The 20,927-nt window shown below is 69.4% G+C and carries 21 protein-coding genes; 14 read left to right on the top strand and 7 right to left on the bottom strand.

Translation table 11 applies throughout. From position 1 onward, the window contains the following. Nucleotides 1-84: 84 nt before the first annotated feature. The 5 genes from pstC (at nt 85) to phoB (ending at nt 4,775) form a co-directional block, all read left to right on the top strand. Complete coding sequence (gene pstC, locus MKL11_RS17215) at nt 85-1,062, top strand: phosphate ABC transporter permease subunit PstC (RefSeq protein WP_243945429.1); 978 nt, start codon at nt 85-87, stop codon at nt 1,060-1,062. Between the two features lie 12 nt (nt 1,063-1,074). Next, a complete protein-coding gene (gene pstA, locus MKL11_RS17210) occupies nt 1,075-1,971 on the top strand; it encodes a phosphate ABC transporter permease PstA (protein WP_243945427.1) in 897 nt (298 codons plus the stop codon). 80 nt (nt 1,972-2,051) lie between these two features. Next, nucleotides 2,052-2,867, top strand: coding sequence for a phosphate ABC transporter ATP-binding protein PstB (gene pstB / locus MKL11_RS17205; protein ID WP_243945425.1), 816 nt, complete (start codon nt 2,052-2,054; stop codon nt 2,865-2,867). 313 nt (nt 2,868-3,180) lie between these two features. Next, nucleotides 3,181-3,903 (top strand): phosphate signaling complex protein PhoU, encoded by a 723-nt coding sequence (gene phoU / locus MKL11_RS17200; protein WP_243945420.1) that lies wholly within the window; start codon nt 3,181-3,183, stop codon nt 3,901-3,903. A 176-nt stretch (nt 3,904-4,079) separates the two neighbouring features. Further along, the gene (gene phoB, locus MKL11_RS17195) at nt 4,080-4,775 is read left to right on the top strand and encodes a phosphate regulon transcriptional regulator PhoB (RefSeq protein ID WP_243945579.1); all 696 of its coding nucleotides are present in this window, start codon (nt 4,080-4,082) and stop codon (nt 4,773-4,775) included. Between the two features lie 30 nt (nt 4,776-4,805). Here phoB and MKL11_RS17190 read toward each other — a convergent pair whose 3' ends face one another. From MKL11_RS17190 to MKL11_RS17175, 4 genes are all read right to left on the bottom strand, one after another. Next, nucleotides 4,806-6,956 carry a protein-disulfide reductase DsbD family protein gene (locus MKL11_RS17190; protein WP_243945417.1) on the bottom strand — a complete coding sequence of 717 codons (2,151 nt, stop codon included), beginning with the start codon at nt 6,954-6,956 and terminating at the stop codon, nt 4,806-4,808. 379 nt (nt 6,957-7,335) lie between these two features. After that, nucleotides 7,336-7,500 carry a hypothetical protein gene (locus tag MKL11_RS17185; RefSeq protein ID WP_243945415.1) on the bottom strand — a complete coding sequence of 55 codons (165 nt, stop codon included), beginning with the start codon at nt 7,498-7,500 and terminating at the stop codon, nt 7,336-7,338. After that, nucleotides 7,487-7,780, bottom strand: a complete 294-nt coding sequence (locus MKL11_RS17180) for a hypothetical protein (RefSeq protein WP_243945413.1) — start codon at nt 7,778-7,780, stop codon at nt 7,487-7,489. Before MKL11_RS17180 ends, MKL11_RS17185 begins: the two co-directional genes overlap by 14 nt. 139 nt (nt 7,781-7,919) lie before the next feature. Then, nucleotides 7,920-9,758 carry an aminopeptidase P family protein gene (locus MKL11_RS17175; RefSeq protein ID WP_243945410.1) on the bottom strand — a complete coding sequence of 613 codons (1,839 nt, stop codon included), beginning with the start codon at nt 9,756-9,758 and terminating at the stop codon, nt 7,920-7,922. Nucleotides 9,759-9,896: 138 nt separating this feature from the next. On the opposite strand from MKL11_RS17175, the gene MKL11_RS17170 reads away from it, so the two are divergent. Continuing rightward, nucleotides 9,897-10,157: a hypothetical protein gene (locus MKL11_RS17170; protein ID WP_243945408.1), complete on the top strand. Its 261-nt coding sequence runs from the start codon at nt 9,897-9,899 to the stop codon at nt 10,155-10,157. A gap of 205 nt (nt 10,158-10,362) precedes the next feature. On the opposite strand, the gene MKL11_RS17165 is transcribed toward MKL11_RS17170, so the two are convergent. After that, nucleotides 10,363-11,283 carry a 50S ribosomal protein L11 methyltransferase gene (locus MKL11_RS17165; protein ID WP_243945576.1) on the bottom strand — a complete coding sequence of 307 codons (921 nt, stop codon included), beginning with the start codon at nt 11,281-11,283 and terminating at the stop codon, nt 10,363-10,365. A gap of 307 nt (nt 11,284-11,590) precedes the next feature. Between MKL11_RS17165 and MKL11_RS17160 the strand changes: the two genes are divergently transcribed. The 3 genes from MKL11_RS17160 (at nt 11,591) to modB (ending at nt 13,745) form a co-directional block, all read left to right on the top strand. Beyond that, entirely contained in the window at nt 11,591-11,734 is a 144-nt protein-coding gene (locus MKL11_RS17160) for a hypothetical protein (protein ID WP_243945406.1), read from the top strand. Nucleotides 11,735-12,226: 492 nt separating this feature from the next. Further along, nucleotides 12,227-13,036, top strand: a complete 810-nt coding sequence (gene modA, locus MKL11_RS17155; RefSeq protein WP_243945404.1) for a molybdate ABC transporter substrate-binding protein — start codon at nt 12,227-12,229, stop codon at nt 13,034-13,036. A 16-nt stretch (nt 13,037-13,052) separates the two neighbouring features. Next, a complete protein-coding gene (gene modB / locus MKL11_RS17150; RefSeq protein ID WP_243945401.1) occupies nt 13,053-13,745 on the top strand; it encodes a molybdate ABC transporter permease subunit in 693 nt (230 codons plus the stop codon). Nucleotides 13,746-13,784: 39 nt separating this feature from the next. Here the strand turns inward: modB and MKL11_RS17145 are convergent, their stop codons facing one another. Further along, nucleotides 13,785-14,441 (bottom strand): glutathione S-transferase, encoded by a 657-nt coding sequence (locus MKL11_RS17145; protein WP_243945574.1) that lies wholly within the window; start codon nt 14,439-14,441, stop codon nt 13,785-13,787. A 65-nt stretch (nt 14,442-14,506) separates the two neighbouring features. Here MKL11_RS17145 and modC point away from each other — a divergent pair, with 65 nt between their 5' ends. From modC to MKL11_RS17130, 3 genes are all read left to right on the top strand, one after another. After that, on the top strand, nt 14,507-15,613 hold the full coding sequence (gene modC, locus MKL11_RS17140; protein ID WP_243945399.1) for a molybdenum ABC transporter ATP-binding protein: 1,107 nt from the start codon (nt 14,507-14,509) through the stop codon (nt 15,611-15,613). Nucleotides 15,614-15,687: 74 nt separating this feature from the next. Further along, complete coding sequence (locus MKL11_RS17135; protein ID WP_243945397.1) at nt 15,688-16,182, top strand: TadE family protein; 495 nt, start codon at nt 15,688-15,690, stop codon at nt 16,180-16,182. Further along, nucleotides 16,179-17,828 (top strand): TadG family pilus assembly protein, encoded by a 1,650-nt coding sequence (locus MKL11_RS17130; RefSeq protein ID WP_243945396.1) that lies wholly within the window; start codon nt 16,179-16,181, stop codon nt 17,826-17,828. Before MKL11_RS17135 ends, MKL11_RS17130 begins: the two co-directional genes overlap by 4 nt. Nucleotides 17,829-17,990: 162 nt before the next feature. Here MKL11_RS17130 and MKL11_RS17125 read toward each other — a convergent pair whose 3' ends face one another. Continuing rightward, entirely contained in the window at nt 17,991-18,593 is a 603-nt protein-coding gene (locus tag MKL11_RS17125) for a PAS domain-containing protein (protein ID WP_243945394.1), read from the bottom strand. Between the two features lie 534 nt (nt 18,594-19,127). Between MKL11_RS17125 and MKL11_RS17120 the strand changes: the two genes are divergently transcribed. Together MKL11_RS17120 and MKL11_RS33405 are read left to right on the top strand one after the other, a co-directional pair. Then, complete coding sequence (locus MKL11_RS17120) at nt 19,128-20,033, top strand: alpha/beta hydrolase (protein ID WP_243945392.1); 906 nt, start codon at nt 19,128-19,130, stop codon at nt 20,031-20,033. A 10-nt stretch (nt 20,034-20,043) separates the two neighbouring features. Further along, the gene (locus MKL11_RS33405; protein ID WP_243945390.1) at nt 20,044-20,823 is read left to right on the top strand and encodes an AraC family transcriptional regulator; all 780 of its coding nucleotides are present in this window, start codon (nt 20,044-20,046) and stop codon (nt 20,821-20,823) included. Nucleotides 20,824-20,927 lie beyond the last annotated feature (104 nt).

The following is a 20,927-nucleotide window of genomic DNA, read 5'->3' as shown; positions in this document are numbered from 1 at the left end:
GAGACGGGGAGGGGGTGTGTCGCCCCCTCCCTCGCGTCGCGGACCGCACCGCGCTACCACGTCCCCCTTCATAGAGAATCGCGGATGCCCGCTTTGACCGAGACGATTGCCCTCGCACGACCCCGCGCCGCCGCCGCGCGCAAAGGGCCGAGCCGGAGCCTCGACACCCTGTTCCGGGTCTGCTCCTATGGTGCGGCACTGTTCGTACTCGTCGTACTCGCCGGGATCCTGGGATCGATCCTCTATGGCGGCTGGCCGGCCTTCCGCGAATTCGGATTCGCGTTCCTCACCTCCAGCGCCTGGAATGTCGGGACCGAGCAGTACGGCTCGCTGGTCGCCGTCATCGGGACCGTGGCTTCGGCCACCCTGGCGCTCCTGATCGGCGTGCCGGTCTCACTGGGGATCGCCGTCTATCTCACGCAGCTCTGCCCGGGTTGGGCCCGCAAGCCGGTGGCGATGACCATCGAGTTGCTCGCCGCGGTGCCGAGCATCATCTACGGCATGTGGGGCCTGTTCGTGTTCGCGCCGCTCTTCGCGCGCTTCGTCCAGATCCCGGTGTCGAACATCGTCGAGGGCATGCCGATCGTCGGGACGCTGTTCTACGCCCGGGTACCCTCCGGCGTCGGCGTGTTCACCGCCGGCATCATCCTGGCGATCATGATCGTGCCGTTCATCGCGTCGATCGCCCGGGACATGCTCGACCAGATCCCCACCGTGCTGCGCGAGAGCGCCTACGGGATCGGCTGCACCACCTGGGAGGTGGTCCGCCACGTGCTGGTTCCGCAGGCCTCCGTCTCGATCATCGGGGCGATCATGCTCGGCCTTGGGCGGGCACTCGGCGAGACCATGGCGGTGACCTTCGTGATCGGCAACGCCAACCGCCTGTCGGCCTCGATCTTCGACCCGAGCTCGACCATCGCGTCGCGCATCGCCAACGAGTTCAACGAGGCGGATGGCCTCCAGCTCAACGCCCTGATGGCCCTGGGCTGCATCCTGTTCGTCATCACCTTCGTGGTGCTCATCATCGCCCGGTTGCTGACGCGCCGCGTCAAGGCTGCCTGAGGAGGGCTCACGATGGACGCGTCCAACCCCATGACCCTCTCCGACTCGGCGCCCCGGCGGACCGGCCGCGTCCGCTCCAGCCGACGGATCGCCGACCGGGTGCTGCGCACCGCCTGCCTGGTCGCCACGATCGTCGGCGCCGTGGTACTCGGCTCGATCCTGCTGATGCTGATCATTCAGGGCGTGCGCGGCTTCACCCCCGCCATGTTCATGCATCCGACGCCGGGGCCCGGCTCCGAGGGCGGCGGCATCGCCAACGCGATCCTGGGCAGCCTCGTGCTCACCGGCATCGGCATCACGATCGCGACGCCGATCGGCGTCATGGCCGGGACCTACCTCGCCGAGTACGGCCGGTTCTCCAAGATCGCCGGGCTGATCCGCTTCCTCAACGACATCCTGCTGTCGGCGCCCTCAATCCTGATCGGCCTGTTCGTCTACACCCTGATGGTGCGGCCGATGGGGACCTATTCCGGGTGGGCCGGCGGCGTGGCGCTCGCGATCATTGCCGTGCCGGTGATCGTTCGCACCACCGAGGACATGATGCGCCTGGTACCGGGCACCCTGCGCGAAGCCGGGGCGGCGCTCGGCGCACCGCCCTCGACGGTGATCATGAGCGTCACTTGGCGCGCGGCCTCGGCCGGCATCGTCACCGGGATCATCCTGGCGCTGGCCCGCATCGCCGGCGAGACCGCGCCGCTCCTGTTCACGGCGCTCAACAACAATTCCTGGTTCTCGCCCGATCTGATGGGCGGCGTCGCGAACCTGCCGGTGATGATCTACCAGTTCGCGCTCTCGCCCTACCCGAACTGGCAGAGCCTCGCCTGGGCCGGGGCGCTCCTGATCACGGCGACGATCCTGGTGCTGTCGATCATCGCCCGTCTCGTCATCAAGCCGCAGATGTCGCGCTAGACGTCTGATTTTGCATCCTCCCGAAAGCCGGAAGCCACCTTTCGGAAGGATGCGTAAAGACCCTTCTCGAGGACACGACGATGAACGCCGCCTCCGCGATCCCCACGGTCGATCTCACCCGCAACCACGCCAACGAGGGCGGTGCGGTCCGCATCGCCGTGAAGGGCCTGAATTTCTACTACGGCAGCTTCCACGGGTTGAAGAACGTCGACATCAACTTCCACGACCGGCAAGTCACGGCTCTGATCGGACCGTCCGGCTGCGGCAAGTCCACCTTGCTGCGCTGCTTCAACCGGATCTACAGCCTCTACCCGGAGCAGCGGGCGGAGGGGCAGATCCTGCTCGACGGCCAGAACGTGCTCGACCCCTCCGTCGACCTCAACGAATTGCGCTCGCGCATCGGCATGGTGTTCCAGAAGCCGACGCCGTTCCCGATGTCGATCTACGACAACGTCGCCTTCGGCCTGCGCCTTTACGAGAAGCTGCCGAAATCCGAACTCGACGGGCGGGTCGAGCAGGCGCTGCGCAAGGCCGCCCTCTGGGACGAGGTCAAGGACAAGCTGCGCCAGGCCGGCACCGGGCTCTCGGGCGGCCAGCAGCAGCGCCTGTGCATCGCCCGCACCGTGGCTCAGAGCCCGGAGGTGATCCTGTTCGACGAGCCGACCTCTGCGCTCGACCCGATCTCCACCGGCCGCATCGAGGAACTGATCGAGCAGCTGCGCGACGAATTCACCATCGTGATCGTCACCCACAACATGCAGCAGGCGGCGCGCATCTCGCAGTTTACCGCCTTCATGTATCTCGGTGAACTGATCGAGTTCGGCCCGACCAACCGGATGTTCATGAATCCTGTCGAGCAACGCACGCAGGATTACATCACCGGCCGGTTCGGATAAGCATTCGCGGTAGAGTACAGTACCGTTCCGGCGCGCATGCGTATGCCGCGCACAAGACTTAGAGCCGCACCCGATCGCAAGACGGCCGGGTGCGGCTCCCAGACATAGCGTTGATCCGGGAACATCGGCTTCGTTCAGCCGGTTCTGTAGCGTGTTGGGTTTGGGACGCTGATCCTCGACTCTCCGTTACATCTTCCAGATTGCGCCAGGGATTGGGTATCGGGGAACGCGTCTCGGTATCCTCGCTCGGAGCGGCGAGTTTCCGCCAAACCTCGCGGATCAAGGTTTGCGGGACGCCATCGAAGGATCCACAATGCCCGGCCATATCGTCAGCTCCTACGACACCGACCTGGATGACCTCCGCCGCTCGATTTCCGAGATGGGCGGCGTGGCCGAGAAGATGGCCGCCGAGGCGACCGATGCCCTGGTCCGCCGGGACGATACCCTCGCCCAGGCGGTGATCCTCGCCGACAAGCGCCTCGACGCGCTCCAGCGGGACATTGAGGAGCGGGCGGTTCTGCTCATTGCCCGGCGCCAGCCGCTGGCGATCGACCTGCGCGAGACCATCTCGGCGATCCGCGTCTCCGGCGATCTCGAGCGGATCGGCGACCTCGCCAAGAACGTCGCCAAACGCGTCGTCGCGATCTCCGATCAGGCGCCCGCCCAGAAGATCGTGCTCGGCGTGCGCCACATGAGCGACCTCGCTGAGGCGCAGCTCAAGGACATCCTCGACGCCTACGCCAGCCGCGACGTCAAGGCGGCCTACGATGTCTGGGAGCGGGACGGCGAGATCGACGCGCTGTACAACTCGCTGTTCCGTGAGCTCCTGACCTACATGATGGAGGATCCGCGCAACATCTCGTTCTGCACGCATCTGCTGTTCTGCGCCAAGAACGTCGAGCGGATCGGCGACCACACCACCAACATCGCCGAGACGATCCACTACCTCGCCACCGGTGAGACGCTGGCCGGCGAGCGGCCGAAGAACGATGCGTCGAACTACGCGACGGTCGGCCCCTCCGCCACGGCTCCGTGACACGCGGATCGCGATGCCTCCGGGCAGCGCGTAATCCTGCCTGTGGGGCAGAGGCAGATTGAGGGCGCGGGCGGCTTGAGGGATCGCGGCATCCGCCGCACCATCGGCCCGCTTGCGCCTTCCGGCGCGGGCGAGCCGTCCGGTACCGTCTACGGAACAGGTCATCGAACGTGAGCATGCAAGTCCTGATCGTCGAGGACGAGGAGGCCCTGACCACCCTGCTGCGCTATAACCTGGAGGCCGAGGGCTTCCTGGTGGATTCGGCCACGCGCGGCGACGACGCGGAGCTGCTTCTGGCCGAGCGCACGCCCGATCTGGTCCTGCTCGACTGGATGCTGCCCGGTCTCTCGGGGATCGAGCTGTGCCGCCGCATCCGGGCCCGGCGCGAGACCGAGCGGCTGCCGGTGATCATGCTCACCGCCCGCGGCGAGGAGGGCGACCGGGTCCGCGGCCTCGGGACCGGCGCCGACGATTACATCGTCAAGCCGTTCTCGGTCCCGGAGCTGCTCGCCCGGGTGCGGGCGCTCCTGCGCCGGGCCAAGCCCTCCCATGTGGCGGATCGGCTGGCCGCGGGCGACATCGAGCTCGACCGCACCGGCCACCGGGTCCGGCGCGCCGGCGAGGAGCTCCATCTCGGCCCGACCGAGTTCCGGCTGCTCGAATTTCTGATGTTGGCGCCCGGCCGGGTCTTCTCCCGCGAGCAGCTCCTCGACGGAGTCTGGGGCCACGACGTCTATATCGACGAGCGCACCGTGGACGTGCATGTCGGGCGACTGCGCAAGGCGCTCAACGCGCCGCGGCAGGCCGACCCGATCCGCACGGTCCGGGGCTCGGGCTACGCCTTCGACGAGACGTTTTCGCTGGAAGCCTGAGCCTCAGCGAGAAGAAGCTGGCGGCCCCGCTTAGCGGGCCAGCGCCGCGCTCCTGTCCGCCGCAGCCGGCACCGTCTCAAGGGCGGCCAGCACCGTTCCTTCAGTCAGGATCTGCGGCAGCACCCGGGGCTCCCCGGTGCCGGCGTAGAGCAAGTATAGCGGCACGCCGCTGCGCCCGTGCATTTCCAACAGGCGGGTGATCTCGGGGTTCTGGTTGGTCCAGTCGCCCTTCAGGTAGGTCACGCCCCGATCCTTCATCAAGGCTCGGACGGCCTTTGTGGACAGCGAGGTCGTCTCGTTGACCGCGCAGGTGATGCACCAGGCGGCGGTCATGTTGACGAAGACCGGGCGGTGCTGGTTCAGCAGGGCGTCGAGGCGCGCCTGGGTGAACGGCTCGACGCCGTCGGCGGCGGCCTGGGTGGGGGCTGCGGCCCGGTCGCGGTCGAGGGTCAGCGTCAATGCGGCGATCCCCACGATCGTCAGCAACGCGAACCCCCGGACGATCCGACCAAGCCGCGGGGCCGTGGCGCACCCCTGCTCCCAGGCCCAGGCGGCAAAGCCCACCAGCACGAGGCCGATCAGCGCCGCAAGCAGCCCCTGCGGGCCGACCTGCTGGGCCAGGACCCAGATCAGCCATGCCACCGTGGCGTAGACCGGGAAGGCCAGGACCTGCTTCAGGGTCTCCATCCAGGCCCCCGGGCGTGGCAGCGCCCGCAGGGCCGGCGGCCACAGGGTGAGCGCCAGGAAGGGTACGGCGAGGCCGAGCCCGAGGCTCGCGAACACCGCCAGCGCGACACCGGCGCTCTGGGTCAGGGCGAAGCCCACCGCAGAGCCCATGAACGGCGCCGTGCAGGGCGTCGCCACCAGGGTCGCGAGCACGCCCGTGAAGAACGAGCCGCTGAGCCCCGATCGCCGGGCGAGGCCGTCACCGAAGCCGGCGAGCCGACCGCCGAGATGGAATACCCCCGACAGGCTCAAGCCCATCGCAAGCAGCAGATAGGCGAGCCCGGCGACCACGGCCGGCGACTGCAACTGGAAACCCCAGCCGATCGCCGCCCCACCGCCCTTGAGGGCGAGCAGCAGACCGGCGAGGCCGAGGAAGCTCGCAAGCACGCCTGCCGTGTAGGCGAGGCCGTGCAGGCGCACGCGCGCCGCACTCTCGCCGGCATGCCGCACGAGGCCGAGCACCTTGATCGACAGGACGGGAAAGACGCAGGGCATCAGGTTGAGAATCAGGCCGCCCAGGAAGGCCAGACCCGCCGCGGTCGCCAGGGTCAGCGCGTCGAAAGCAGGGGCGGCCGGCGGCGCAGCCAAGGCCTCAGGTGCAGCCGCCGGAGCCGGCGGCACCGGCTCGTCCCCATATGCGAAGGCGAGGCGATGGGTACCGGCCCCGGTCGCCTCCTCAAGGGTCAGCACGCCCGGCAGGGCAGCTGGTGCCGGCTCGGCCGGGTTGCTCCGGGCGAGGGTGAGATGCAGACCGGATGCGTCGACCGTCAGCACCTGTGCGGCGGCATTGTCGATCGCGGTCTCGGAATAGGGGAAGAAGGCCACGCCCTTGATCGTCTCAGGCTTGAGGCCGGTGGCGGCGAAGTCGAGCTGCAGGGTGTCGCCCTGGCTAGACAGTCGCAGCGGCCAGAGCGCCGGGGCCGGCAGGGCCGCCCGGGCGCGCTCGAACAGGGCTGCAAGGCCGGCATCCGGCCGGGGCTCGCCCACCGGCAGGGTCAGGGCGAGGTCGGCAGAGCCCGGCACGCACTCGGTCTCGCAGACCAGGTAGGTCAGCTTGGCCTGGATCTGCACCGGATCGGCCGGATCGAGGCTCGGCGGCGGCGTCACCGGCACGAGCAGCGTGACCTCGCCCTCGTAACCGTAATTCATCAGCGTCGCGATCGCGATGCGCTCGGGGGCCGGCCACTGGATCGCGCCCGCGTTGAAGCCCGCCGGCAAGGTCCAGGTCACCTCCGGCGGGAGCCCGGAATCGCCCGGATTGCGCCAGTAGACGTGCCAGCCCGGCTTCACCTGCATTCGCACCGCCAGCGTGAACGGCTGCGCGCCCGCCACCGCGACGGGCTCTGCGACGAGGCTCGCCCGCACCAGATCGGGCGGCGTGCGGAAGCCCTGCGCCAATGCGGCCGACAGGCTCGCGGCGAGCATCAGGAGCAGGAAGGCGAGGCGGCGGATCATGCTGTCCCTTCGCGCGCGGTGCGGTCGCGGTTTCACCCGGGGGTCTGCGGGACCGGCGCGGGCTTTTCCGGGACCGGGCGACTTATAGCGCGGGGGTCCGCCCTCTGTCCTCCGCTCAGCGCGGTAAGGCCCAGACCATGACGCCGCTGGGGTCGCTCAGCGGGGCTCGAACAGGATGAGGTAGAGGAACGCCCGCCGCTGATCCGCCCGCAGATGGGCCAGCCGGTTGACCGCCGACCGGGCCGTCTGAAGCGCCGCCCGCGCATCGGTTTGAAGGAAGGAGAGGGACGGATCGTAGTCGGCAGCGTGCCGCCGGTCCTGCAATTCCGAAACGGCCCCGGCAATCGTGATGACGTGACCACCAAATCTACCGGGCGGCTCATACCGCCTCGTCGGCCGCTTCCGTCAGGATCGCGTGAAACAAGCCGTAGTAGGCTTTCGAGAAGGTACGGCGCAGATCGGCCTGCCGCAAAGAGCCGCGACCAATTTGGAGAAGAAGCGCATCCGCCTGGCTGAACAGATGCTCGGGATTAATCAGCGCCAAGTTCGTCGAGTTCGCGCTGCTCGGCATATTCGACGACGACGCGCAGCGTCTCGCCGGCCTTCTGTAGGGCTTTGCGGATAGCCAAGCCGGCATCAAGCAGCTTGTCGCCGTCAAGCTGGTCAATGGCGTTGTCGGAGACGATCAGCTGGACGCGCCGAACGTCCTCGCCGTCCGACCCTTCCATGTCGCCGAGGCGGACAGCCTGCACTAGGTCGCTGCCGAAGGACGCATTGGCGGCTTTTTTCGCGACCTCGGCGAGATCCGGAGACCGCCGGGGCATGATCTAGCACTTCCTGCAAATCGAGCCGGCCGATCCGCCTTCTGCGACGATGAACGCGCGGTTCGCTCAGTCTGTCGCGCCAGCCTCAACGGCACAAGCGCATGGACCGAAGTCGCTCACAGACCTGCTCCCCCGGCGATCACTCCATCAGCGGCGCCGTGGCGCGCTCCAGCCACTCGCGGGATCCGGCATCGAGGAGCGGTGCCAGGGTGTCACGCACCCGGGCGTGATAGGCGTCGATCCAGGTCCGCTCCTCCGGTGCGAGCAGGTCGGGGCGGATCAGGCGCCGGTCGTAGGGGGCCAGCGTCAGGGTCTCGAAGCCGACCATCGGGCGCTCGCCGCCGGGGATCGCGCGCGGCTCGACCAGAACGAGATTCTCGATCCGGATGCCGTAGGTGCCGGGCGCGTAGTAGCCCGGCTCGTTCGACAGGATCATGCCCGGCTCCAGCGCCACGGTCCCGGTCTTGGCGATGCGCTGCGGCCCCTCGTGCACCGACAGGAACGCGCCGACGCCGTGGCCGGTGCCGTGGTCGAAATCGAGACCCGCCTGCCAGAGCGGGGCGCGGGCGAAGGCGTCGATCTGGGCGCCGGTGGTGCCCTTCGGGAACACCGCCCGGGCGATGGCGATGTGACCCTTCAGCACCCGGGTGAAGCGGTCGGACATCTCGGCGCTTGGTTCGCCGACCGCGACCGTGCGGGTGATGTCGGTGGTGCCGTCCGGGTATTGCGCACCGGAATCGATCAAAAACAGCTCGCCGAAGCGCACGACCCGATCGCTAGCGCGGGTGACCCGGTAATGGACGATCGCGCCGTTGGGACCGGAGCCCGAGATCGTCGGGAACGACACGTCGCGCAGGTCGCCGCCGGCCGCGCGGAAATCCTCCAGGGCTTCGACCGCGGCGATCTCGCTCAGGCCGCCCGCGGTAGCGGCGCCATCGAGCCAGGCCAGGAAGCGCACCACGCTGGCGCCGTCGCGGGTATGGGCGGCGCGGGCGCCGGCGATCTCGGCGGCGTTCTTGACCGCCTTCATGCCAGTGATCGGGTCCTTGCCGATATCGGCAGTCCCGCCCGCGGCCTCGATCTTCTCCTTCAGGGCGACGGCGCCCGTGGCGGCATCGACCCGGACGCGCACGCCGCTGAAGGAGCCGAGCCCGTCATCGAGGTCCGCCCGCGTCAGGATCTCGGCCACCGGCGCCAGCGCCGTCCGCAAAGCCGGATCGACCTTGGGTGAGACCAAGAACAGCCGGGCGCGCCCTTCGCGCGGCAGGATCGCGTAGCCCAGCGCCAGGGGGGTATGGCCGACATCGGAGCCGCGCAGGTTGAACGCCCAGGCGAGGTTGTGCGGGTCCGAGATCACCAGGGCGTCGCAGCCGCCCGCGGCCAGGGCCGCGCGCACGCGGTTGAGTTTTTCAGCGACCGCCTCGCCCGCGAACGCCTCGGGATGGATCACCACCGGCCCGACGGGCGGCTTCGGGCGGCCGGCCCAGACGGCGTCGACGAGGTTCGGCACCGCCTGCACCGACCCGCCCGCCTTGACGGCGGCCCGTTCCAGGCGGGCGACGCCGTCCGCCGTGTGCAGCCAGGGATCGTAGCCGAGCACCTGATCGCGCTTGAGATTAGCACCGATCCAGGCTTCGGCGGTGGATTCGGCCAGCGGCACCACGGTGACCACGCCGGTATCGACCTGCTCGGGCGCCTGCAACGTGTAGCGGCCGTCGACGATCAGAGCCGCGGATTCGCCGAGGATCACCGCGGTTCCGGCCGAACCGGTGAAGCCGGTAAGCCACGCGAGGCGTTCCGCGTCGGCGGGCACGTATTCCGATTGGTGCTCGTCGGCGCGAGGCACGACGAAGCCGTCGAGAGCGGTCTCGCGCAGGGCCGCGCGCAACGCTTCGATCCGCTCGGCGCCCTTGCGGTGGCTCGGATCGTCGAAGGTCTGGAACCGGTGGCGGGGCCGGGGCGGGCTGATCTCTGTCATGGACCGAGCCTATCGCCCACCGGTCCATGGCCGCAACCGCATTGGATTTGTCATGAGATCCGTGGACGAAGCCATAACCTATGGTTTAGCCTCGTGCGCAATCTTATCACGCCAATTCTTTGCCCTATCTCTCCAGTCATGCCACGCCGCGTCTTCTACCGGATCAGCGACAGACCCGACGGCCTCTTCGACGCCATCACCACGATCGAGCCGGACACGGTGATCCGGCGCGACGGTTTCGGCTCGCTCGCGGAGGCTGAGGAGTGGGTCGATGGCCTGCGCGTCCTGATGGCCGCTTTGGGCGCGCCGGTGGCGCAGGCGGACGGTGCTTCTAGCCCCGCCGTCGAGACGGCGCCGGAGGATGCGCCTCGATCTGGGCAGTTGCGGACTGCGCGATAGCACGCCTTCCGCCGGTCAGGCGTCCGCCCTCGGCAGATCCCGGATACGGCTCGACGGCACGGCGTCCTGGCTCTCCGGTTAGGCGGCCCGGGCGGGCGGAGCCGCCGGATAGGGGCAGCCGTCTTCCGGCCGGCCCCCGGCCGGTGCGCCCTCAGCGAGCGGATCGTGGCGCGGCGTCCGACTCATGCGCGGCCCGACTTCCGGCTCAGCGCCCGGGCCGCTTCGCCGCACCGCCGCGGGCCAGAACCAGGGCGACCCAGCCCTCGATCAGGCCGTGGCGCACCAGATGGAAACCCTGGTGGCGATAGGTCGAGAGCACGCCCGCCACATCGCGTTCGATCAGCCCGGACAGCACCAGCACTCCGGCTGGCGCGACCACACGGGAGAGGGTCGGGGCGAGGCGACGCAGGGGCCGCGCGAGGATGTTGGCGAAGACGAGATCGAAGTGCCGAGGCCTGTCCGCGAGCCGATGACGCACCCCGGGCCCCTCGTAGAGCTTGAGGTAGGGACCGAGGCCGTTGAGACGCGCGTTTTCCCGGGCGGTGCGCACCGCCTCGCCATCGAGGTCGCCGGCCACCACCGGCTGCCGCAGGGCCTTGGCGGCGGCGAAGGCGAGGATCCCGGTCCCGGTGCCCACGTCCAGGACATGCGCCGGACGCCGCCGCTTCAGCTCGGAGACCAGCGCCCGCAGGCAGCCGAGGGTAGTGCCGTGATGGCCGGTGCCGAAGGCCAGGGCGGCCTCGATCTCGATCGGCAGGTCGTTGCCGCGCACCGAGTCGCGATCATGCGAGCCGTGCACGAGGAAGCGGCCGGCCCGGACCGGCTTCAGCCCCTCCAGCGAAGCGCGGACCCAGTCCTGCTGCTCGACGGTGCGGAACTCGGCCACGTCCGCCTCATCCCCGATCACCGGGCGGATCAGTTCGCGGATGTAATCCTCGTCCGGCGCGTCGGCGAAGTAGGCTTCCAACCGCCAGGTGCAGCCGTCCGCATCCTCGAACGCCGCGACGGCGGTCTCGGTGGGATCGAACATCTCGCCCAGCAAATCCGTCATCGCCCGGGCCGAACGCTCGTCGGTCGTGAGGCGCAGGACGTGAGTCGGGCGGTGGGGCGGCAGACCTTCCAGCATGGTGTCGGGCTGTAGCGCCCGGGCGCGCCACATCACAGGGGCCAGGCGAAAAAATCGCACCCCGTCCGGCGGATTGGCGCCGCGCCCGGCATTCGTATGAATGCGCGGCGGACCCACGACCAAGATTGCTGATTTGTTGCTACTCAGTCACATCTGACATTCGGCATGTTCAAAACCACGCAAATCAGTTTCCGCATGCGATTTCTGAGACTACAACAGTCTCGGCTTCCCCAAGGCCAGACCCTCAACTCAGGCGCGCCGCTCTTCGTGATCCGGCGCGCCCGTTTTGATCGACGACAGCGCAGCCATGAACGCGTCCCTTATCGTCAGCGTCGCCGTCGCGCTCACCACGGCTATCCTGGCCACCTTGTGGGCCACCGTGATCGCGTCCGGAATGGCGTCGGTGCTGGAGACCGAGACGCCAGAGCCGCGCGACATTCGGACTTGGTGAGGCCAGATACATCCCGGATTCGCAGCGGAATCCGCCCAGGAATGCGGCAGTGTGTCTGCCGGTTAACCACAGAATCCACCGATTGCCTGCGGAACCGGCGCCACGAGCCGGCGTTTTTGCCGGCTTTCGCGAGCGGCGTCATTGAGCAAGGTGCGTACAGCGTGACCAAGTCCAGGCGTTCCGAACCGCGCGGCCCCGTCGTCGTCAACGACGGGGCCGTCCGTCCTCCACCACGCGAACGGCTCTTCGGCGGGCCGGCGCCGGATGGCCCACTCCCCGGCCATCTCCTGGTCCTGCTCAGCCAGCTGCATCGGGCGGAAGCCGCGCCGCGGGAGCGCCGGGAGACGCCGCACAGCTGAGCGCACCACGCCTTTCCCCGTGTGCAGGCCCTCCAAGGTGTCCTGCGCGGCGCTTGGCCAGCAGGGTCGTCGGCCCTATGGTTCCCGGCGCACCCGACCAGACGACGGGTCGCGACTGGGGATGCCCGAGCCGATGCGACTCACCCGACGGATCTGGACCCTGCTCGCGGTCTTGGCCCTCGTCCCGGCGGCCGGGCCGAGCCGGGCGGCCGATCCGGTCGTCGTCTTCGCGGCGGCCAGCCTGAAGAACGCGCTCGACGACGCGACGACCGGCTGGACGAAGGAGACCGGCAAGATCGCCCGGATCTCGTATGCGGGCTCGAACGCCCTGGCCAAGCAGATCGAGGCGGGGGCGCCGGCCGACCTGTTCATCTCGGCCGACCAGGCCTGGATGGATTATGCGGAGAAGGCCGGCAGTCTGAAGGCCGGCTCGCGTATCGACCTCCTGCGCAACGCGCTGGTGCTGATCGCCCCCGGCCCCAAGAATACTGCCTCGGATCCGCAGATCGCCCTGGCGCCGGATCTCGGCACGACGCTCAGCCGGATCCTTGGCGGCGGCAAGCTGGCGATGGCGACGATCGACGCTGTCCCGGCCGGCAAGTACGGCAAGGCCGCCCTGGAGAAGCTCGGCGCGTGGGAGGCCGTGAAGGGGCAGGTCGCCCAGGCCGAGAACGTCCGAGCCGCCCTGCTGCTGGTCGCCCGCGGCGAGGCGCCCCTGGGCATCGTCTACGCCACGGACGCGGCCGCCGAGCCGGGCGTCCACGTGGTCGCGACCTTCCCGTCCGACAGCCACCCGCCGATCGTCTATCCGGCGGCCCTCCTCAAGGATTCGGCCAACCCGGATGGCGCCGCCCTGCTGACCTATCTGCGCGGCCCGGCGGCCAGACGCTTCTTCGAGCGCCAAGGTTTTGCGGTGATCGGAACACCCGGCGCCAGCCAGTAGCCCCGCGCACCCGGCCTTGCTCGGCCTGCCCCCCGACGCCTGGACGGCCGTCGCCCTGAGCTTGCGGGTGGCGAGCGTGGCGACGCTCGCCAGCCTGCTTCCAGGGCTCGCTGTGGCGTGGCTGCTGGCGCGGCGCCGATTCCCCGGCCGCGCGCTCCTCGACGGGCTGGTCCATCTGCCGCTGATCCTGCCGCCGGTGGTGACCGGCTACCTGCTGCTGCTGGCGCTCGGCCGGCGCGGCTTCCTCGGCGGCGCGCTCGCGGAGATCGGCATCGTCTTCGCCTTCCGCTGGACCGGGGCGGCCCTGGCCTGTGCGGTGATGGGCTTCCCCCTGATGGTGCGGGCGATGCGGCTGTCGATCGAGGCGGTCGATCCCAAGCTCGAACAGGCGGCCGGCACCCTTGGGGCTGGCCCGCTCGCCGTGTTCCTGACCGTCACGCTGCCGCTCAGCCTGCCGGGCTGCATCGCGGGCGCCGTGCTGGCGTTTGCCAAAGCGATGGGCGAGTTCGGGGCGACGATCACCTTCGTGTCCAACATCCCCGGGGAGACCCAGACCCTGCCGTCGGCGATCTACACGCTGACCCAGGTCCCGGGCGGGGAGGGGCCGGCCCTGCGCCTGACTCTGATCTCGGTCGCGCTGTCGGTGACGGCCCTGCTGGTCTCGGAGTTCCTGGCGTCCCGCGCCGCGCGACGGCTTCGGGCGGCCTGAATGGCGGAACGACTGAGTTCCCCTCAGCGGGATCGCCCATCACGCATAGGCGTAGGGTCCGCCCCGCTCCAGCGCCTGCCGGTAGGCCGGGCGGGCATGGATCCGCGCGAGCCAAGCCGTGACCCGCGGCCCGGCGCCGGTTCCGCGGGCCGCGAAGGCTTCCAGCGGAAAGCTCATCATGATGTCGGCGGCGGTGAAGTCCGCGCCGCAGACATACGGCCGGTCGGCGAGTTCCGATTCCCAGAACGCCGCGTGCCGCCACAGGTCGGGATCGACGAAGTTCTTGAGCACGTTGTCGGCGACCCGGCGAACCAGAGGCCGCACAGCCCAGGGGCTTTGCGGGGCCAAGCGTGCGAAGACCAGCTTGAGCAGCAGCGGCGGCATCGCCGAGCCCTCGGCGTAGTGCAGCCAGTAGGTGTAGCGCGCGCGCTCGGGCGTTCCCGGGGCGGGGACCAGTTCGCCGCCGGCCCGGTCGGTCAGGTAGGCGACGATGGCGCCGGTCTCGGCCACCACGATCCCGTCCTCGGTGATGACCGGCGCCTTGCCCAGCGGGTGGATGGCCACGAGTTCCGGGGGCGCCCGCAGGGTCCGCTTGTCGCGTTCGTAGCGCTTCACCGTATAGGGCAGTCCGAGCTCTTCCAGCAGCCACAGCACGCGCTGCGAGCGGCTGTTCTCGAGATGGTGGACCGTGATCATCGTGCGCGCTCCGTGGCGGGTGCCGACGCGCATCGCCGCCTCCCGTGCCACCGGGGGCGAATCGCGTGAGCATTGAGATCGACGTACAGCTTCGGCGCGGCGCCTTCACCCTGGAGGCGGCGTTCGAGGCCGGGCCGGGACTGACCGCCCTGTTCGGCCGCTCGGGATCCGGCAAGACGACGCTGATCGACCTGATCGCCGGGCTGGCCAGGCCGGATCGCGGCCGGATCGTCGCCGACGGCGCGACGTTGGTGGACACCGCGGCGAAAATCTTCCTCCCGCCCCACCGGCGGCGGGTCGGGGTGGTGTTCCAGGATGCAAGGCTGTTCCCGCATCTCAGCGTGCGGACCAATCTCGGCTACGGCCGCGTCTTCGGGCGCCGGCCCGCCGACCCGGCCGGTTTCGCCGCGGTGACCGGGATGCTCGGGATCGGCCACCTCCTCGACCGAAGACCCGTGGGCCTGTCAGGGGGCGAGCGCCAGCGGGTGGCGATCGGGCGGGCGCTGCTCGCCAGGCCGCGCCTGCTGCTGATGGACGAACCGCTGGCGGCCCTCGACGAGGCCCGGAAGGCCGAGATCCTCCCCTATATCGAGCGCCTGCGCGACGAGGCCGGCGTGCCGATCGTCTATGTCAGCCATGCGGTCGTCGAGGTGGCCCGGCTAGCCACCACCGTGATCGTGCTGGAGGCTGGGCGCGTGGCCGCCTCCGGACCCGCCGAGGCGATCCTGCGCCGGGCCGACCTCGTGCCGGTCCACGAGGCCGAGGCGGGTGCGCTCCTCGACATGGTCGTGGCCGGGACCGATCCGGAGACCGGGTTGACCCGGCTGGCGGGCCAGGCGGGACAGTTGCTGGTGCCGGGACTGGGCGCGCGTCCGCCCGGGGCGCGGCTGCGCGTGCGGATCCCGGCCCGCGACGTGCTGGTAGCGATCGAGCGTCCCCGAGGCCTCAGCGCGCGCAACATCCTGCCCGGCCAGGTCGTGACCCTGACCCCGAACGGTACCCAGGTCGCGGTGGAGATCGACTGCAACGGCGCCGTATTGGCCGCGCGCGTCACCGCGGCCGCGGTCCGCGAACTGGGCCTCGCGCCGGGGCGTCTCGTTCACGTCGTGATCAAGAGCGCCGCCTTCGATCCATCGGGGATCGGAACCGCGCGACCGGCGGTGGACATCTGAACCCTGGGTATTCGGCCCGAAACACAGGAATTCGGGCGATGAATACAACCTTTGATTAGAATATCGATGCGACCATGGGTTGTGCCGCGGCCGAGGCGGCGTGCATTCCGGAGGGCGTTTCGATGGGCTGGCTCCAGGTGCTTCGGCGAAACGGACGCTCCGGACTGGCCTGCCGGAGCGGCAGCTCGGCGGTCGAATTCGCCCTCGTCGCGCCGGTCGTCTTGATGCTGTTTGCCGGGATCACGGCCTTCGGCATCTGCCTGGGCGCCGCCCACAACCTCCGCCAGATCGCCGCCGAAGCGGCCCGCGCCTCGATCGCGGGCGTCACCGATACCGAGCGCGCGACCCTGGCGCAGACCATGGTGACCCGCAGCCTGAGCAGCGGCGCGATGTTTCGGCCGAACAGCATCAAGGTCCTGGTCGGCACCGATCCGAACGATGCCACGATGTACATTGTCACCGTCACCCTGGACGCCAATACGCTGGGAATCAACGTCTTCTCCAAGCTGATCCCGATGCTGCCGACCGTCCTGAGCAGCAGCATCAGCGTTCGGAAGGGCGGGCTGTGACCGGGTGGCGGGCCATATTCCGGGCGCGGCGCTTCGGCCGAGACCGCGGCGGCAACGTGGTGATCCTGGTGGCGCTCGGCAGCTCTCTGCTGATGGGCGCCGGCGCGGTCGGGATCGACCTGGGCCAAGTTTTCCAGGCCCGGCGCAAGGCGCAAGGTGCGGCCGACATCGCCGCGATGCTCGCGGCGGTCGACCCGACCAAGGCGGACACGGTCGCGCGGCAATCCCTCGTCGCTAACGGCTACGACCCGACGCGGGCGACGGTGGCGACCGGCGGCTACGATGCCAGTGCCGCCAACGTCGCCCCGGGCAGTCGCTTCAACCCTGGCGCGAGTCCCGCGAACGCCGTGCGGGTCGGCCTGTCGACCACGGTGCCGGTCACCTTCGGCCGGGCGATCGGATTGCCCGGGACCGTGCCGATCCGCGTCAGCGGCACCGCCGCCAGCGCGCAATTCGCGGCCTTCACCATCGGCTCGGGCACAGCGGCCTTGAGCGGCGGCATTGCCAACGCCGTGCTCGGAGCATTGCTCGGCGCCAAGCTGTCGCTGGGCGTGAGCGACTACAACGCGCTGGCCAGCACCAATGTCGACGGCCTGCGCGTCCTCGACGCGCTGGCGGCAAGCCTCAACCTGCAGGCGGCGAACTACACCGACATCGTCCAGGCGAATGCCAGCGTCGGCCAGCTGTTGATGGCGATGCGAGTCGCCGCACAGGGCAATTCCGCCGCGGTCACGGCCCTCTCGAGCATCCTCAATGCGCTGCCGAATGCCGGCAACCTCGTGTCGGTCGGGCAGGTCGACGCCCTGGGCGATGCGGCGGCGCTGGCCCCCGCGCGTGGCCTGGCCGGCCCGTCGCTGGACCTGATGGACCTCGTGGCCGCCACCGCGTCCCTGGCCAACGGGCAGAATCAGGTGGCGATCGATCTCAGCGCTACGGTGCCGGGGCTGCTCTCAACGCGCCTCACTTTGGCGATCGGCGAACGCCGCCGCAGTTCCGGCTGGGTCCGGCCGGGAAGCCCGAACGCAACGGTGCAGACCGCCCAGACCCGGTTGCTGATCGAGGCCACGATCTCGGCCCCGCTCGGGCTCGGGACCGTTTCTGTGCCGATCTACGCCGAGGTCGCCTCCGCACAGGCGACGCTGCGCACGCTCACCTGCTCGGGGGCCAGCGGAGGGCGCCAGGCCACCATCGATGCGCAGACCGGACTCGCGACCCTGGCGATCGCGGCGGTGAACCGCGCCGCGATCAACGGCGGCGGCACCAGCCCGGACCTGTCCCAGCCGGCCGTGCTGATCGCGCTACCCTTGATCAACATCTCCGGCCGGACGGTGACCACGATCGGCACGAATACGCAGACGCTCACCTTCACGGATGCCGACATCGCCAACCACACCGTGCACACGGTGTCGTCGACCAATATCGCGCAGTCGTTGACCGGCAGCCTGCTGGGCAATCTCAGCTTGAACCTGAACGGCTTCGGCCTGACTTCACTGCTTCAGACCTCGCTTGCCACGACGCTGAGCCTCGCCGCCGCACCCCTCGACCTGGTGCTCAATGCGGTTCTGCAGAGCCTCGGCCTGCGCATCGGCTATGCGGATGTCGCGATGGACGGCACCCTCTGCAGCCAAGCCGTGCTGGTGCAGTGAGCCGGCGATTCGGCGTCAGGTCGGATCGCTCCAGAGCCGTGCCCGATCGCCTTGCGATCGGGCACGGCTCTGAGGCCTTCCTTTAACGCGCTCGCTAACGCCAAGCCGGTATCCGCTTCGGCGGCGAGCGCTCGAAGCTGCGCGGCGCAGGCCTCTGGGCGCTCAATGAGCGCGCCGGGCTCCGATGCCGGCGGGCGTCTTGGCGATACTCTGTCCGAGGCGCAGCAGCAGCATGTCGACGATGAGCTGCAACTCCGAATCCGCGACGCCTCCGAGCGCATCGCGGCACTCGATGGCCCGATCGATCGCCACCGAGAGCGCGTCGAGCGGCTCGACAGGCGCAGGCATTTCCGGCTCGTCCTCGCGCCGATTGTCGGTCACGTCGATGATGAGGCCGTGCCCGGTCCGCCGGTTCGACCCGCCCGCCGGCACGCGGCCGCGGTCGAGGACCCACCGGACCTGACCGGCCGGCGAGAGCGTGCGGTACTCGGCCACGAACAGGCCTCCGCGCTCGCAGATCGCCTGGAAGTGCCTGACCACGGCCGGCCGGTCCTCGGGATGGATGCAGGATCTGGCGATCTCCAGGGGGATCGGCCGACCGGCGAGACCGGGATCGCCCGCCAGCACGTCGGCGGCGCCGGAATCCAGGATGCAGCGATCGGAACGGGGCGACCACGACCACGCACCGATGACGCCGGACGCGTCGAGGGCTGCCGACAGATCGACCGGCAGACCGCGCGTGCGCTTGATCGCGTCGACAACCATGGGCGATCTCCGAAACCGGCGTGCCCCTCGCACGCATCTTTCGCAGCCATACAACCCATGATGGAATTAAGAGGTGGTTAACTCAACAGTGCAACCTGGATTCTATGCAGGTCATTCTACTGATGGATCGAGATAATTCCGATCGACCGGCCGACGGCTCGCGATTTTCTAACGGACCCGCCAACGCGTACCGGTTGTACTGTCCGGCGAGCCCGTCAGCCGATCTGCGTGATCAGCGTGAATGCGCCGAACAGCAGCACCGCACCAACGACCACCGCGAGCAGGATCAGCGCGGCCCGCGATTCTTGAATGTCCGGCGCCATGATCCTCCCCAACGTCCTGCCCGTTCCAACGGTTCGCGGTCCGTACGTCTTTGAACGCCAGAGTTGCACCGATCGGCCCGGCTGTCGACGGCGCGGCGCAGGATCGGGCGACACGAAAGCTTTGGCTGATCAGGCGCATCTTTTGGCTGGTTTCGCGGCGCCGACCTATGGATTGTCCGGCACGATGCCTCGGCATTCCAGGGAGCGGCCAATGCGGAGCGATGTCGAGTTCTGTTCGGAGGAGCGGACCTTGCGCGGTTGGCTCTACCGGCCGGACGTGCGGGCGGACGCATCGGCGGCCGTGGTGATGGCCCACGGCTTCTCGGCGGTCAAAGAACAGTATCTCGACCGCTACGCCGAGGTCTTCCAGGCGGCGGGTCTCGGCGTTCTCGTCTACGATCACGCCCATTTCGGTGCCAGCGAGGGACTGCCCCGGCAGGAGGTCGATCCCGTATCGCAGAAGCGCGGATATCGGGACGCGATCAGCTTCGCGGAGACGATCCCGTGGATCGATCACACGCGCATCGGGATCTGGGGCACCAGCTACAGCGGCGGCCACGTGATCGAGGTGGCGGCGATCGACCGCCGGGTCCGCTGCGTGGTCGCACAGGTGCCGTCTATCAGCGGCTCGCTCTCGGCGCGGCGCAGGACCCGCTCCGATCTCGTGCCGGCCCAGCTCCGCCGGTTCGAGGCCGACCGCGCCGCGCGCTTCCGCGGCGAGGAACCGGCCCTGCTGCCGGCGGTGTCGGACGACCCGCTCCAGTCCTGCGCGATGCCGGGACCGGACGGTCACGCCTTCTTCACCGGCACGCGCGCCTTTGCACCGAGCTGGCGAAACGAAGTGACGCTGCGCAGTGCCGAACTGTCCCGCGAGAACGAGGCGGGGGTGCATATCGCCCGGATCAGCCCGACGCCGCTGCTGATGATCGTGGCCGAAGACGACGTCCTGACCGCCGCCGACCTGTGCCTGGAGGCCTATCAGCGCGCCCTGCCGCCCAAGGATCTCGTGATGGTGCCGGGCGGCCATTTCGACCCCTATCTCCGGAACTTCGACCGCACCAGCAAAGCCGCCCGTGATTTTTTCGTGGTTCATCTCGGCGCGGGCGCGGCGGTCTGACGACGCGGCCGTGTTCGGTCCCGCCTCCTTCCGCGGCCCGAAAGTGGTCTGCGTCGGCCGCGACTATCCGGATGGCGGGATCGTCGGCCCGCATTGTCACGCGCGTGCGCAACTGATCTACGCCACAGCGGGCGTGATGGAGATCCGCGCGGCTGGGAGTCTGTGGCTCGTGCCCCCGCAGCGGGCGCTTTGGGTGGGAGCCGGCGTCGATCACGCCCTGCACGCCCGCGGCGCGGTCTCGCTTCGGACCCTCTACGTCGCCGACCACGCCGTGTCGGCGGCCCTGCCGGACGTGCCGACCAGCCTCGCGGTGACCCCACTCCTGCGCGAGCTGATCCTCCGGGCAATCCAATGCGCCGGGGAGACCGACGAGGACGGCCGGCAAGGCCGCCTGTTCGATGTCCTGATCGACGAGGTCGCCGCGCTTCCACACTGCCCGCTCCGCTTGTCGATGCCGAGCGACCCGCGGCTTCGGCGCGTTTGCGAGGCCGTCCTGGCGAATCCGGCAGACCGCCGAGACATGGCGGCACTCGCCCGAATCGCCGGCGCCTCGCCGCGGACGCTGGCCCGGCTGGCCGAGCGGGATCTCGGGCTGCCATTCTCGGTCTGGCGGCAACAGGCGCGTATCCTGGCCGCGCTCCCCGTCCTGGTCGGAGGCGGGTCGGTGACGGAGGCGGCCTTCGCGCTGGGCTACGACAGCCCGAGCGCCTTCGCGTCCATGTTCCGCCGGATGGTCGGTGCGGCGCCGGCCACTCACCGGGCGCGAGAGGCCGATCCAGCGCGGCGGTGACCGCGGATGCCGCGGGCTCGTCCGCCGCAAAGACCATTCCCGTTGACTCGGCTTGTCCCCACGCGCATCTCTGTACCGATCGGTACAAAGATGCGAGGATACGC

The sequence above is a fragment of the Methylobacterium sp. J-077 genome (genome assembly GCF_022829365.1).
In the GTDB taxonomy this organism is placed as follows: domain Bacteria; phylum Pseudomonadota; class Alphaproteobacteria; order Rhizobiales; family Beijerinckiaceae; genus Methylobacterium.
This window is presented reverse-complemented; position numbering and strand designations above follow the sequence as displayed.

Coding starts and splice junctions, on each gene's coding strand:
- MKL11_RS17175 (WP_243945410.1), bottom strand. CDS start 9,758: ATGACAGAGATCAGCCCGCCCCGGCCCCGCCACCGGTTCCAGACCTTC.
- pstA (WP_243945427.1), top strand. CDS start 1,075: ATGGACGCGTCCAACCCCATGACCCTCTCCGACTCGGCGCCCCGGCGG.
- MKL11_RS17145 (WP_243945574.1), bottom strand. CDS start 14,441: ATGATCACGGTCCACCATCTCGAGAACAGCCGCTCGCAGCGCGTGCTG.
- phoB (WP_243945579.1), top strand. CDS start 4,080: ATGCAAGTCCTGATCGTCGAGGACGAGGAGGCCCTGACCACCCTGCTG.
- MKL11_RS17170 (WP_243945408.1), top strand. CDS start 9,897: ATGCCACGCCGCGTCTTCTACCGGATCAGCGACAGACCCGACGGCCTC.
- MKL11_RS17190 (WP_243945417.1), bottom strand. CDS start 6,956: ATGATCCGCCGCCTCGCCTTCCTGCTCCTGATGCTCGCCGCGAGCCTG.
- MKL11_RS17125 (WP_243945394.1), bottom strand. CDS start 18,593: ATGGTTGTCGACGCGATCAAGCGCACGCGCGGTCTGCCGGTCGATCTG.
- MKL11_RS17165 (WP_243945576.1), bottom strand. CDS start 11,283: ATGCTGGAAGGTCTGCCGCCCCACCGCCCGACTCACGTCCTGCGCCTC.
- MKL11_RS17180 (WP_243945413.1), bottom strand. CDS start 7,780: ATGCCCCGGCGGTCTCCGGATCTCGCCGAGGTCGCGAAAAAAGCCGCC.
- modA (WP_243945404.1), top strand. CDS start 12,227: ATGCGACTCACCCGACGGATCTGGACCCTGCTCGCGGTCTTGGCCCTC.
- pstC (WP_243945429.1), top strand. CDS start 85: ATGCCCGCTTTGACCGAGACGATTGCCCTCGCACGACCCCGCGCCGCC.
- pstB (WP_243945425.1), top strand. CDS start 2,052: ATGAACGCCGCCTCCGCGATCCCCACGGTCGATCTCACCCGCAACCAC.
- phoU (WP_243945420.1), top strand. CDS start 3,181: ATGCCCGGCCATATCGTCAGCTCCTACGACACCGACCTGGATGACCTC.
- MKL11_RS17160 (WP_243945406.1), top strand. CDS start 11,591: ATGAACGCGTCCCTTATCGTCAGCGTCGCCGTCGCGCTCACCACGGCT.
- MKL11_RS17135 (WP_243945397.1), top strand. CDS start 15,688: ATGGGTTGTGCCGCGGCCGAGGCGGCGTGCATTCCGGAGGGCGTTTCG.
- MKL11_RS17120 (WP_243945392.1), top strand. CDS start 19,128: ATGCGGAGCGATGTCGAGTTCTGTTCGGAGGAGCGGACCTTGCGCGGT.